This window comes from Phaeobacter piscinae (assembly GCF_002407245.1).
In the GTDB taxonomy this organism is placed as follows: domain Bacteria; phylum Pseudomonadota; class Alphaproteobacteria; order Rhodobacterales; family Rhodobacteraceae; genus Phaeobacter; species Phaeobacter piscinae.
Window position 1 is genome coordinate 2885311 of sequence record NZ_CP010681.1, and the last position, 13821, is coordinate 2899131.

A 13821-nucleotide genomic window follows, 5' to 3' on the forward strand; every position below is an offset into this window, starting at 1 on the left:
TTGTTCACGGCAGGGAGCCACCACGCTCCCAGCGCCCCGAAGCGGGGCACAATCGCAGGATCAGGTGTCGCCTTTGCGCACATATGCCTTAACCAAGGCGCTGGTGCAATCTTTGCGACCCGCGGCAGGACGCTGGTGCCGATATGGCGGCCTGAGCACCACCTCTCAGTAAGAATGCGAAAGCACCGTGCAATGCACGGTGCCACGCCCAACTGGGATTGCCTCCCCCAAGGGAGGCGAAGATCAGGCGGGAGCCCCCGCCTGCCAATTGTCACAGTGCCTAGGAGCGCCCTTAGCCGACGACGTTAAATTCCGGCCCATAGGGGTATTTGGTGATGTTCTCATTGTCATCGTCATGGATGATCAGAATGTCATGCTCGCGGTAGCCGCCTGCACCGGGCTGACCATCCGCGATGGTCAACATCGGCTCCATGGAGATCACCATCCCCGGCTCCAGCACCGTGTCGATGTCCTCGCGCAGCTCCAGACCGGCCTCGCGGCCATAGTAGTGAGACAGCACACCAAAGGAGTGGCCATAGCCGAAGGTGCGGTATTGCAGCAGATCCTGCTCTTCAAAGAAGGCGTTGATCTGATGGGTGATTTCCGCACAGCTCGCGCCCGGTTTCAGCAGCGAGATACCCAGCTCATGGGCAGCCACATTGGCCTCCCAGATGCGCAGGGACTCGGCATCCACTTCCTTCACGAACATGGTGCGTTCCAGCGCGGTGTAGTAGCCGGAGATCATCGGAAAGGTGTTGAGCGACAGGATATCGCCACGTTCCAGCCTGCGGGCGGTCACTGGATTATGGGCGCCATCGGTATTGATCCCGGACTGGAACCAGACCCAGCTGTCGCGGTATTCCGCATCCGGGAAGCGTTTGGCGATTTCCAACTCCATCGCATCGCGACCGGCCATCGCCACGTCGATCTCGCGCGCGCCTTCCTTGACCGCATCCCGGATCGCGAAGCCGCCGACGTCAGCCACCGCCGCCCCGGCGCGGATCATGTCCAGTTCTGCGGCGGATTTGCCCATGCGCTGGCGCATCGTCGGTTCATAGAGGTCAACCAGCCGAGATGGCGCCAGGAAATGTTCCAGTTTTGCCTTCTGCAGCAGGGTCAGGTGATCGCTCTCATAGCCGACAACCGCGCCATCGCCCGAAACCGATTTGATCGCACGCCAGAAGTTGTCGCGCTGCCAGTCGGTATAGGTGATGTTGTCACAAAACGACCGGCGCCAGGGCTGGCCTGCGTCAATACCGGCTGAGATTGTCACTGCCTCAGATGCGGTCACCACCATGCCATAGGGGCGACCGAAGGCGCAGTAGGTGAACCCCGAATAGTAGGAGATATTGTGCATCGAGGTGAAGACAGCGGCGGTTACGCCGGTCTCTGCCATGATTTTTCGCAGACCTGCGATCCGCGCCTCATATTCGGAGACAGCAAATTGCAGCGGCGCCTTTTCACCATTGTGAAAACGATACATTTCAGGACGTGCAGTCATAGTCGACCCTTCCATCTTACAAGAAAGGTCCCGGCGTTCAGGACAATGTTGTGAGTGAGGGCAGCATGGATCCATGCGGCGACGCCATCGCCTGGCCCTTGGCGCAAAGGATGCGGCAGAGCTGCGATGCTGGCAAGTCTGATTCCCCGCGATAGGGTCGAAAAACGACAAACGCCGCAGGTTTCTACGGCGTTTGTCGTTTTTTTTCTGAAGGGTCGGCTTACTTGACCAATACCGCAACCAGATCGCTTTCGGGATCAGCCAAGGGTTCGATCACGTTGAAATGATGTTTGCCGAACGCAATGACGTGATCGGCTCCCCAGGCTTCGGTCAGCCAGACAGCCTGATCTAGAAAGGCCGGGCGCTCGTCACCGCCCACCCAGACTGTGACCTCCGCCGGGTAGCGATGTTCCATGTCAATTGGGCTTTCTGCGGCAGCGCCTGCTGCGTCCAGTTTGAACTTTCCGTTCATGGAAGTGCGCAGCAGTGGCCGCAGATCCGCGAGCGGCGAGATAGGCACAACCACCGTAATTCGTTCACCCACTTCCTTCGGCAAAAGATCCCGGTCTAACATGCGCGCGACCAGATGCCCGCCTGCAGAATGGCCCGCCAGCGCAATCGGACCCTCTACCTCAGCCGCGATAGCGGTGACAGCCGCGGCGATCTGCTGGGTGATATCAGAAATCCTTACCTCCGGGCAAAGATCATAGGAGGGCATGGCGACCGCATAGCCATGCGCCAACGCCCCCACCGCCAGATGCGACCAGCTGGATTTATCAAACGCCAACCAATAGCCACCATGCACAAAGATCATCAGCCCCTTGGCAGCCCCTTCGGGAAGAAACAGATCATAGCGGTGCCGGGGACCGTCGCCGTAGGGCACATCCAGACGGGACCGGTCCCGCATTGCGTTGCGAAAATCTTCGGCCGAGGCTGCCCAGCGCGGCGGGTAGCTGTCAGCGTTTTCGATATAGGCGCCATTTGAATACGCGTCGTCGAGCTCCATGCCCAATCTCCCTGTTCTTCTTGTTGCCGCTACCTGACAGTCTGGCACAGAACATGTCAAATGACCCGCTCCCTGCTGAGCAGCGATGCCGTGGAGGTCGCGCCCTGAATTTGATCAAATTCTGGACTCACCTATCTTTCTGGACATATCAAGTCACAGCTGATTTGCATTTCGCAAATGACATACGGGAGGTCCGCAATGCTCGACGCAACCACTGATCTGAAATCACTGCTCACCGATCCCAGCCTGCTGGAACCGCGTGCCTATATTGGCGGCGGTTTTGTCGATGGCCAGGATGGCACATTCGAAGTGAAAAACCCGGCGCGTGGCGATGTGATTGCCAATGTGGCGGACGTCAGCCGCTCGCAGGTGGCAGGCGCCATCGCGCAGGCTGAAGTTGCTCAGAAGGGTTGGGCCAAATGGACCGGCAAGGAGCGTGCCAATGTTCTGCGCAAATGGTTTGATCTGATGATGGAGAATCAGGAAGACCTGGCCGTCATCCTGACCGCCGAAATGGGCAAACCCCTGGCCGAGTCGCGCGGCGAGATCGCTTATGGCGCGTCCTTCATTGAGTTCTTTGCCGAAGAAGCCAAACGTATCTATGGCGAGACCATTCCCGGCCATCAGCGCGACAAGCGCATCACGGTGCTGAAGCAGCCCATCGGGGTGGCCGCCTCCATCACGCCCTGGAATTTTCCCAACGCGATGATCACCCGCAAGGCCGGTCCGGCACTGGCTGCGGGCTGTGCTTTTGTCGCGCGACCTGCCGAATTGACACCGCTGTCTGCGACCGCATTGGCCGTCCTGGCAGAGCGCGCGGGCATTCCGGCAGGTGTGTTCAACGTCGTCACCTCCTCCAATGCATCTGAGACCGGCAAGGAGTTCTGCGAGAACAACGCTGTGCGCAAGCTGACCTTTACTGGCTCCACCGAAGTTGGCCGCATCCTGATGCGGCAGGCGGCAGATACCGTTATGAAATGCTCGATGGAACTGGGCGGCAACGCACCGTTCATCGTCTTTGATGATGCTGACCTCGACGCCGCGGTCGAGGGCGCGATCATGTGCAAGTTCCGCAACAACGGCCAGACCTGTGTCTGTGCCAACCGGATCTATGTACAGGCGGGTGTTTACGATGCCTTTGCTGCGAAGCTGAAAGAAGCCGTGGCCAAAATGACCGTGGGCGATGGGCTCGCTGAGGGCACCCAATTTGGCCCACTGATCAACGAGAAAGCCGTCGAAAAGGTGCAAGCCCATATCGCCGATGCAAAGGAAAAAGGCGCTGAGGTGATCCTAGGCGGCAATCCATCGGAGCTGGGCGGCACCTTCTTTGAGCCGACCATTCTTACGGGCGCGACCCAGGACATGGTTTTCTCTCAGGACGAGACCTTTGGCCCGATGGCGCCTCTCTTCAAGTTTGAGACCGAAGATGACGTGATCGACATGGCCAATGACACCATCTTTGGCCTGGCCTCCTACTTTTACGCCAAGGATCTGAGCCGGGTCTACAAGGTGGCCGAAGCACTGGAATATGGGATCGTCGGCGTCAACACCGGCATCATCTCGACAGAGGTGGCCCCATTTGGTGGCGTCAAACAGTCGGGCCTGGGCCGCGAAGGCAGCCATCACGGCATCGAAGACTATCTGGAGATGAAATACATCTGCATGTCGGTCTGATCCGCATCGGAAGGCCTCGGCTGACCGCAGCCGGGGCCGATCATCGTCAAAACGACATCGAACCGTCACAGTCCTTTTACGCGGGCACGGCAGGAGGTTGGGCAATCAACTGTCCAATTTTCGGAGTAGCCGATGTTTCCGCGTCTCATGTGCCTGACCTCTGCGCTGGCCCTTACCGCTGGTATTGCCCAGGCAGAAAAATCCTTTAACCGCATCGCCGCCTTCCCGGTGGTTCAGAACATGGCCGCCGGAGAAGATACATCACGCGAAACCTCGCCAGAAATCATCGGCGCCACAGCCGATGGCATGACATTGGTCTACACCGACAGTCCGTTGGAGGCTCTGGGGCTGATTGATATCACCGATCCGGCCACCCCAGCGCCCAAGGGCAATATCGCACTGCCGGGTGAGCCGACATCGGTCGCAGTCATTGGCAGCACCGCCTATGTCGGCATCAATACCTCCGAAAGCTACACACAGCCCTCGGGCCTGCTGAAATCTATCGACACGGAAACCGGCGCTGAAACGGGCTCCTGTGATTTGGGGGGCCAGCCGGACTCGGTCGCGAAATCCAGGGACGGCGGATTTCTCGCTGTGGCGATTGAAAACGAGCGGGACGAAGACTTGAACGATGGCATGCTGCCACAGATGCCCGCGGGCAATCTGGTGCTGATGAACACCACCAAGGAAGGCCTTGATTGCGCGTCGATGAAAGTTGTCAGCCTCACGGGTCTTGCAGATATCGCAGGTGAGGATCCGGAGCCTGAATATGTCGCGATCAACGGGCTTGGGGAAACCGTCGTCACATTACAGGAAAACAACCACCTCGTGATTGTCTCTAAGGACGGCGAGATCCTGAACCATTTCTCTGCCGGTTCTGTGGACCTTGACGGTATCGACGCCTCGGACGAACGCGGTGCGCTGATATTTGACGAAAGCCAGACAGAGCGCTTGCGTGAACCCGATGCCGTCACTTGGATTGACGACACGCACTTCGCCACCGCAAACGAAGGCGACTATCACGGGGGATCGCGGGGCTGGACGATCTTCAACAAGGACGGCACCATCATTTACGACAGCGGCGCCTCCTTTGAACATGCCATCGTGCAGATCGGACACTACCCGGACAAACGCTCTGATGCCAAAGGGGTTGAACCCGAAAGCGTGACCTTCGCCGAATTCGACGGCACACCCTATGTGTTTGTCGGGGCAGAACGCGCGTCGGTGGTGGGGGTCTATGATGTTACGGATCCTGCCAATCCGGTTCTCACCCAGCTGCTACCGTCTGGGGTTGGGCCAGAAGGATACGCCGTCATTCCCGAACGCAATCTGCTGGTTTCGGCCAATGAGAAGGATCTGATCGAAGACAAAGGCCCCCGCGCCCACGTCATGATGTATGAATTGCAAGACGGCGCGCCGACCTATCCGCATCTGACCTCTGCCGGAGCGGATGAATTGATCGGCTGGGGCGCGCTCTCTGGCATGGTGGCGGATGCGGATGGCATGATCTACGCGGTCAACGACAGTTTCTATGGCTTCCAGCCGTCGATCTTCAAAATTGATCCCAGTCAGACACCTGCCCGTATCACCGACGTGATCCGCATCCATCGCCAAGACGGCAACCCGGCCCAGAAACTGGATCTGGAAGGCATTACACTGGACGGCAAAGGTGGCTTTTATGTTGCCTCTGAAGGGCGCACTGATCGGGTGACCCCACATGCCATCTACCACGTCTCCAAAGACGGCCTCATCAAAGCCAAGAGTGGCGAAATCGGGCTGCCTGCCGAGTTGATGGCCGTTGAAAAACGCTTTGGCTTTGAAGGGATCAGCAAAGTTGGTGACACGCTCTGGATGGCGATCCAGCGCGAATGGAAGGATGACCCCAAAAACCACGTCAAACTTGTAGCCTACAACCTTGAGACCAAGGAATGGGGCGCCGTCCACTATCCCAAGGCAGAACCGGACACCGGATGGGTTGGCCTGTCGGAGATCGTGGCCCATGGCGACTATGTCTATGTGATTGAACGCGACAACCAGCATGATTTCCGCGCTGTCACCAAGAAGGTCTATCGCGTTCCGCTGGCCGAGATGACGCCGACCCCGTTGGGTGGTGATCTGCCGGTGGTCAGCAAAGAACTGGTGCGTGATCTGCTGCCGGATCTGACCGCGACCGGCGGCTATGTTCTGGATAAGATCGAAGGGCTGGCCATCACCGCCGAGGGCGAAGGGTTCATCGTAACCGATAATGATGGCGTCGATGATGCCTCCGGCGAGACGATGTTCTTTTCCATCGGTCAGATGAACATGCCGACCGTCAACTGACCTCATCCACTCCGCGTGTCGACATACCAAAACAGCCCCCCGATAGCATCGGGGGGCTGCTGCATTCAAAGCTGTCAGATCAGGAAGATCAGGGCAGCTTAGTTGAATTAGTTGACGGTCTTGGCGTCCAGTTCAGGCGCCTTGCCGGTTGCGATTTCGATCCGGCGCGGTTTCAGCGCCTCTGGCACCTCGCGCTGCAGATCGATGTGCAGCATACCGTCGGAGTGGCTGGCACCGGTGACGCGCACATGGTCGGCCAGGGTAAACCGGCGTTCAAATGCGCGGGTGGCGATGCCACGGTGCAGGTAGGTACGGTCGCCGTCGTCTTCGGACTTCTTCGCCGAAACGACCAGCGCGTTTTCTTTCACCTCGACACCCAGATCAGCCTCGGAAAAGCCCGCAACGGCAATCGAGATACGATAGGCATCTGCAGCGGTTTTTTCGATATTGTAAGGGGGATAGCTCGGCTGCGCGACGTCAGAACTCAGGGCGCGATCCATCAGGTCGGCAATCTGATCAAAGCCGATGGTGGCCCGGTGCAGCGGTGCAAAATCAAAACTACGCATGTGTCATCCTCATTCGTGAGCGATTTCTACGTGCCCTCCCATCAGGGACAGGCGTTTGGAATGTCGGACCCCGATCATCGGCGATCCGAACAGAACTGAGATAAGGGCTGAAATTGTCGGTTCAAGAGGTGGTTTATCCGCCGGGGCGGACAAATTTCGCACCGCCCGCCGACGTGCCACTGCCCACGCGGATACGCTTAATTCGCCGATCCGGTGCCGCCACTGGACTGCGGCGCAGCTGTGCTTTCAGCTCGGCCACCCTTTGCGGCAGTTTCATGCCAAAGGCCACCTGCTTACCACCGTATAGGCCTCCGCCGGAAATCAGCGCTAGAATACGCCCTCGTCCCCCCACCTGCGAGAACACTGGCGCACCGGAAGAGCCGAAGGTGACGTTGCAATCGATCATCAAGACATCCGCACGTTCGGCCATCAGATTGCAATGGCGCTGGCGCGACAAGGCCTCGGCACGGCCCATCCCGTAGGACGTCACCGATATATCGCGTCCGTAGTCCCGGCCGGAATGCAGCGCGAAGGCACTCGCCAAACCACTGGTCACAGGGGCCGCCAGCCGGATCAATGCAACATCATGGCGGATATTCTCAAGATCAAGCCGCCCACCCGATCGAAACTCTGGGTCTGCTGCAATCTGCAAGGCCTGGCGCTCGGCAATGGCCACGCCATCGCGCAGGCCCGCGCGAAAGGTGATTTGGTCAGCCGGGCGCAGGTTGTGGCGCTGATCATAGACGCAATGCGCCGCAGTCAACACCAGATCCGGCGCAATCAGCGTGCCGGTGCAAAACCCCTGCCCGTTCAGCTCCAGCCGCCCGACTGCCTCCCACCCCAGGAGGTCATCACGGTCGGTCAGACGCCGCAACCCGGTATCCTGTGCGGCTGCCACAGTCGCATAGAGCGCGGTCACAACAGTTAGGACAAACGCGCCGAGTCTCATTGGCTGATGAACTTTGCGCCGGAATTGCTCCGACGTTCACCCACTTTCACGCGGCCAACACCGGGGGGCATTTGGCCGCCGATCCGACTGCCGGTGAGCTGCGCACGCAACAGCGCCAATTCCTCTGCCAGAGCCGAGCCAAGGGCGACCTGCTGACCGGAAACCTCCGCCTTGGCAGAGACCACCGACACGATCTTGGGGCGCCCTGCGTCAAAGGAAAACACCGGCGCACCGGACGAGCCATAGTCCACGTCGCAGGACATCACCAACACGCCCTCCTGCCGAGCCATCACCGCGCAGACATCCTGCAGCGACGGCGCCTCAGAGCGGTCATGCGCGTAAGACACCACACCAATCCGCGCGCCCTTCTGTGGGCGCTGATCGGTTTCAAATGGCATCACGGTGGTGTTGCGGATGGGCCGCTGCAACTGCAGCAGCGCGATATCGTTGCGCACCCGGTCTGTCGAGACTTTGCCATCGTAGATGTAGCTGGGGTGGATGACCGCCTGGCGGATGCTGCGATAGGCCGAGGCGCGCCCGTTGCGCCATCCCGCAAGAAATTCGATGGTCTGCGGTGCGATCCGGGTCCGACTGTCGCGGTCATAAAGACAATGCGCCGCTGTCAGCACCAGATCAGGCGCAATCAATGCACCGGTACAGAAGCCTTCTCCGTTGACGTCAAGCCGTCCGACCGCCTGCCAATCCCGCCCCGCCTCTGTGGTTTCCAACCGTAGCAGGCGGCTGTCGTCAGCGCTTGCACTCGTCGGCGCGGCGATACAGACCAGCCCGATGGAGACCAGCGCTGCCGCCAGTGACAGCATCCGCTGCCGGATCGGTTTCTTTACGCTCATCACCCTGCCAGCCCCATGTCCCAATCGCTCCCGTTTCAGGGTATGCTTTGCTTGGGGCGAAATTACGGCAGCAGGATCCGGAATGCACCCGGCCTGTGGGCGGTCGGCAGCGACATCTTGCCGAGCTGCATCATCTAAGGATCGGGATCTCTCCCGCGCGGGGATCAGCGCCCGGCCCACCCGCCACCAGTGCCTGTGGTTTCGGACCTCCGGTGGCCCAATCCAGTAATTCCACCGTGTGCAAGATTGGGATGTCCGTGGCGGAGCCGATCTGCATCATGCAGCCAATATTGCCCGCTGCGATCAGGTCCGGTTGCCTGGCTTCCAATGTCGTCACCTTGCGGGCCTTCAATTCAGCCGAAATTTCCGGCTGAAGCAAATTGTAAGTTCCGGCCGAACCGCAGCAGAGGTGACTGTCGGCAGGTTCCACCACCGTGAAGCCTGCGCGCTTCAGGAGCGTTTTCGGGTGGGTCTTGATCTGCTGGCCGTGCTGCAAGGAACAGGCCGCGTGATAGGCCACTGTTGTTTCCTTATCCTCCCCTTCCGGCAGGTCCAGCTGTACCAACAGCTCGGAGATATCCATAGCGATTGCCGAAACCCGCGCCGCATCCGCTGCCAACGCATCATTGCGGAACATATGACCATAGTCCTTGACTGTGGTGCCGCAGCCAGAGGTGTTGATGACGATTGCATCCAGCCCCTGCCCGTCAATTTCGTCTGTCCAGGCACGGATGTTCTTTGCGGCGGTGGCATGGCTTTCCGCCTCGCGCCCCATGTGATGGGTCAGCGCTCCGCAGCAGCCCGCCCCCGCAGCCACAACCACCTCACATCCCAGCCGGGTCAGCAGACGAATGGTGGCATCATTGATATCGGTATTGAGCGCCTTCTGCGCACAACCTGTCATCAGGGCAACGCGTTTCCTGCGTGGTGCCTTCGCGGCAAAGCTCTGGGGGTCGTCGTTGCGGCTGACCGGTGGGATATGCCGCGGCACCATATCCAGCATGGCACGCAGACGAGCATCCGGCATGAGCCCCTTGAAAGGCTGTGCCAGCTTGGCCCCGATCAGGGCGAGACGGAACCGCCCCGGATACGGAAGGATCCGCGCCAGCAGCCAACGCAGGGCACGATCACTCCATGGCCGGTCATAGTGTTTGTCGATGTAGGCGCGCGCATGATCCACAAGATGCATGTAATGCACCCCCGACGGGCAGGTGGTCATGCAGGCCAGACAGCTGAGGCAGCGGTCAATATGCTTCACGGTCTTGGCATCCGGGACCCGCTCGTTTTCCAGCATATCCTTGATCAGGTAGATTCGACCGCGGGGGCTGTCCAGCTCGTCGCCCAGCACCTGATATGTCGGGCAGGTCGCAGTGCAGAAGCCGCAATGCACACACGACCTGAGGATTTCGTTGGCACGCTGGGTGCCCGGGTCGCGCAGCTGTTTTTCGCTGAATGTCGTCTGCATCGTCTACCCCATCAGTCCCGGATTAAGAATGCCGCGCGGGTCAAACTGGCGCCGCAGCCCCTCAGATATCGCAGCGAGTGGCCCCGGTTGTGACTGGAACTGGCCCAGCTCAGCCCGTGTCTGCGTGCTGGCGCGCACCAAGGTCGCATGACCCGGCACCGTCAGCCGGGATCGCAGATCGCTCCCTGCCGGAACCAGCGCCCAGATCAGCCCTCCGCCCCAGTCGAACAGCAAGCCCTCAGCCTCCAGCGCAGGCGCCAGTGCAATCGCATCCGACGGTTTGACCGAAATTCGCCAGACGTCACCGGGCTGGTCATGGAACGCCGCGACATCGCGGATTCCCTTCCACAGCGCATCCCCGGCGCCAGGGGCGAGGCTCACCTCTCCAAATCGACCCAGCGCCTCTTTCAAGGCCTCGGCGCGATAAGTGACGGAGGCCTCAAACCCCTCTATCCGAATATGAACCGCGGCCAAAGCCGGATCATACGCCGCGCCGGTCACATCATAGGGCGAGCCGAGTGCCGTCGACATCGCAGCAACCGCCAACCCCAGATCCGCCACATGCACCGTCACCGTCGCGCAGGCCTCCGAACACGGCAGCACCTTCAGCGATACCTCGCTCAACACCCCCAGGGTGCCATGAGAGCCGGCCATCAGCTTCACCAGGTCGTAACCGGTCACGTTCTTCATCACCCGGCCGCCATTGCTCAGCACCGCGCCGCGCCCATCGACAAAACGCACCCCCAGCAGGAAGTCCCGCGCCGCGCCGCATTGAATACGCCGGGGGCCGGAGACATTGGCAGCGAACACCCCGCCCATGGTTGGCGTTCCTGTGGTTCCAAGCAGCCCGCGATGATCCATCGGCTCAAAGGCCAGACGCTGATTTTCCCCCGCCAGCAGCGCCTGCACCTCCTCCACCGATGTGCCCGCCTGCACAACCAGTGTCAGGGCGCCGGGCTCATAAAGTGTGACGCCATTGAGACCCGCCACACTGAGCGTCTCACCGCCCATCGACAGACCACGGGTGCCTCCGCCGCTGACAGCCAGAGGCGCTGTTGCCCCTGCGATGATCTCGGCCAGCTCGGCCTCGCTCTGAGGTGTCATTCTTTCACCTTTCCAAAATACTCTGGGGGTCGTGGGGGCAAAGCCCCCGCTGCAGACCCGCACAGGGTCTGCCATGGGCCACTGTCACAGGGGGACAGCTGCCGGAGTTCGACGGCTTTGCGTGGTCGAGAGGGGGAAAACCTTGGCCGGGTTCAGCAGCCACTTGGGATCGAACACATCCTTCACCCGCAGCTGTGCCTCGATATCCGCAGCGCCATATTGATCCAGCATCAGATCACGCTTTTCGATCCCGACACCATGTTCCCCTGTCAGGCAGCCGCCCACCTCCACACACAGCTTCAGGATTTCAGCGCCAAAGGCCTCGCAGGTTTCCAGATCGCCGGGTTTGTTGGCATCAAACAGGATCAAAGGATGCATATTGCCATCACCTGCGTGAAACACATTGGCGACATCCAGGCCAAATTCCTGGCTCATCTCTCCGATGCGGCGTAGCACATGGGGCAGCGATGTGACCGGTATTGTGCCGTCCAGACACATGTAGTCATTGATCTGCCCCATCGCACCAAAGGCTGATTTCCGGCCCAGCCAAATGCGAGCCGCCTCATCGCTGTCGCGGGCCTCGCGCAGTTCCACCGGATTATGAGAGCGGGCGATCTCGGTGATCAGCCGCAACTGGTGGTCGATCTCCGCATCGCTGCCTTCGACTTCGACGATCAGCAGGGCTTCGCACATCGGATAGCCCGCCTTGGCGAAGGCTTCACAGGCCTCAATGCAAGGGCGGTCCATAAACTCAATCGCGACCGGCAGCACACCTGCCTTGATAATATCGCTGACACAGGCACCGGCGACTTCATTACTGTCGTAGCCAATCAGCACGGGGCGCGCCCCTTCGGGTTTGCGTAAAATACGCAAAGTGGCCTCGGTCACCACCCCCAACTGTCCCTCACTGCCGCAAATCACGCCCAGCAGATCCAGCCCACCAGCATCCAAGTGGGCGCCGCCTATTTCCACAACGGAGCCATCCATCATCACCATGGTCACCCCCATCAGGTTGTTTGTGGTGACGCCATATTTCAGACAATGGGCACCGCCCGAGTTCATCGCGATATTGCCGGCAATTGCACAGGCCAGCTGCGACGACGGATCCGGCGCATAGAAAAACTCTTCTTCCTCAACCGCGCCTGACACGCTCAGATTGGTGCGCCCGGTCTGCACCCGGATAATGCGGTTGTCGTAATCCGTCTCCAGCACAGCATTCATCCGCGCGACACCAAGGATCACGCAGTCAGCTGTCGGCAGAGCGCCACCGGCAAGCGAGGTGCCCGCGCCGCGCGGCACCACCGGAACACCAGCCGCATGGCAGATCCGCAGCACATCGGAAACTTCCTTGGTCGTGCGCGGCAGGACGACCAGCATCGGCGGGCATTTATATGCCGTCAGCGCGTCGCATTCATAGGCGCGGGTCTCCGCCGGGTCCTGAACCAGAGCATCATCCGGCAAGACCGCCGCAAGCCGCGATGCCAGCTCAGCCTTCTGTGACAGCACTGTCTGATCTGGGATGGGCATGTCCATGGGGCTCTCCTGTGGATGCGGTATTTGGTAAACTAATATTACCAATTTTCACAACTGGCAAGTCTGCAGTTCCACAGCTAGGGTCAGCACATGACCTTGCTCGACCGTATCGCCCTGTTTTCACCCGCTGATCTGGCGGCCTGCGTGCTTTTGATCCTATGCTGGCTTGGCATTGGATGGCGTATCGAAAATGCCACGGCAGAGCATCCTTCCGTCTCTGGCCTGATGGCTGAGTTCCGGCATGCCTGGATGATTCAGATGGTGCAACGCGAACCGAGAATCTTTGATGCGCAGCTGATCTCGAACCTGCGGCAAGGCAGTGCTTTCTTTGCCTCGGCCTCAATGATCGCCATTGGCGGCGGGCTCGCCTTGATCGGCAACACGGATCAACTGGCTGGCGTCGCACAGGACCTGAGCCTGGAAAGCGCCCCCGCCTTTGTCTGGGATGTCAAAATCCTGATGGTGCTGTTGCTACTGTCCAATGCGTTTCTGAAGTATGTCTGGGCGCACCGCCTGTTCGGTTATTGCTTTGTGCTGATGGCGGCGGTGCCCAACACCGACGCGGATGCGCAGGCCTATCCCCGCGCCAGCCAGGCGGCGGATCTTAGCATTACTGCGGCACGCAGTTTCAATCGCGCCATGCGATCCACCTATTTCGCCCTTGCCGCCGTGGCTTGGCTGATCGGCTCCTGGGCGCTGATTGCAGCCAGCCTTGTGACCTTTGCCGTGCTCTACCGCCGCGAGTTTGCCTCACAATCTCGCAGCATATTGCAACGTGTACCCGCAAATACGACGCCACCTGCGCCAAACACTCCCACAAGTACCGATCGGGGCAACACGCAGATGTGAC

Annotated in this window: 11 protein-coding genes; 3 read left to right on the forward strand and 8 right to left on the reverse strand. The window is 59.9% G+C overall.

Annotation, left to right across the window (positions count from 1 at the left end):
* Positions 1–292 precede the first annotated feature (292 nt).
* Both phaeop14_RS13555 and phaeop14_RS13560 read right to left on the reverse strand, forming a co-directional pair.
* Positions 293–1501, reverse strand: coding sequence for an aminopeptidase P family protein (locus tag phaeop14_RS13555; protein WP_040181128.1), 1209 nt, complete (start codon positions 1499–1501; stop codon positions 293–295).
* Between the two features lie 220 nt (positions 1502–1721).
* A complete protein-coding gene (locus tag phaeop14_RS13560; protein ID WP_096789856.1) occupies positions 1722–2507 on the reverse strand; it encodes an alpha/beta hydrolase in 786 nt (261 codons plus the stop codon).
* 198 nt (positions 2508–2705) lie between these two features.
* On the opposite strand from phaeop14_RS13560, the gene phaeop14_RS13565 reads away from it, so the two are divergent.
* Both phaeop14_RS13565 and phaeop14_RS13570 read left to right on the forward strand, forming a co-directional pair.
* A complete protein-coding gene (locus phaeop14_RS13565) occupies positions 2706–4181 on the forward strand; it encodes an NAD-dependent succinate-semialdehyde dehydrogenase (protein WP_040181126.1) in 1476 nt (491 codons plus the stop codon).
* Positions 4182–4313: 132 nt separating this feature from the next.
* Positions 4314–6503, forward strand: coding sequence for an esterase-like activity of phytase family protein (locus phaeop14_RS13570; RefSeq protein WP_096789857.1), 2190 nt, complete (start codon positions 4314–4316; stop codon positions 6501–6503).
* A gap of 107 nt (positions 6504–6610) precedes the next feature.
* Here the strand turns inward: phaeop14_RS13570 and phaeop14_RS13575 are convergent, their stop codons facing one another.
* The 6 genes from phaeop14_RS13575 to phaeop14_RS13600 form a co-directional block, all read right to left on the reverse strand.
* Entirely contained in the window at positions 6611–7069 is a 459-nt protein-coding gene (locus phaeop14_RS13575; protein WP_040174502.1) for an Hsp20 family protein, read from the reverse strand.
* A gap of 133 nt (positions 7070–7202) precedes the next feature.
* On the reverse strand, positions 7203–8018 hold the full coding sequence (locus phaeop14_RS13580) for a trypsin-like serine peptidase (protein ID WP_096789858.1): 816 nt from the start codon (positions 8016–8018) through the stop codon (positions 7203–7205).
* Complete coding sequence (locus phaeop14_RS13585; RefSeq protein WP_096789859.1) at positions 8015–8869, reverse strand: trypsin-like serine peptidase; 855 nt, start codon at positions 8867–8869, stop codon at positions 8015–8017. Before phaeop14_RS13585 ends, phaeop14_RS13580 begins: the two co-directional genes overlap by 4 nt.
* A 130-nt stretch (positions 8870–8999) precedes the next feature.
* Entirely contained in the window at positions 9000–10334 is a 1335-nt protein-coding gene (glcF, locus tag phaeop14_RS13590; protein WP_096789860.1) for a glycolate oxidase subunit GlcF, read from the reverse strand.
* Between the two features lie 3 nt (positions 10335–10337).
* Positions 10338–11438, reverse strand: a complete 1101-nt coding sequence (locus tag phaeop14_RS13595) for an FAD-binding protein (RefSeq protein WP_096789861.1) — start codon at positions 11436–11438, stop codon at positions 10338–10340.
* 84 nt (positions 11439–11522) lie between these two features.
* Positions 11523–12971, reverse strand: coding sequence for an FAD-linked oxidase C-terminal domain-containing protein (locus phaeop14_RS13600; protein WP_096789862.1), 1449 nt, complete (start codon positions 12969–12971; stop codon positions 11523–11525).
* A 90-nt stretch (positions 12972–13061) separates the two neighbouring features.
* Here phaeop14_RS13600 and phaeop14_RS13605 point away from each other — a divergent pair, with 90 nt between their 5' ends.
* Complete coding sequence (locus phaeop14_RS13605; protein ID WP_096789863.1) at positions 13062–13820, forward strand: DUF599 domain-containing protein; 759 nt, start codon at positions 13062–13064, stop codon at positions 13818–13820.
* Position 13821: the final 1 nt, after the last annotated feature.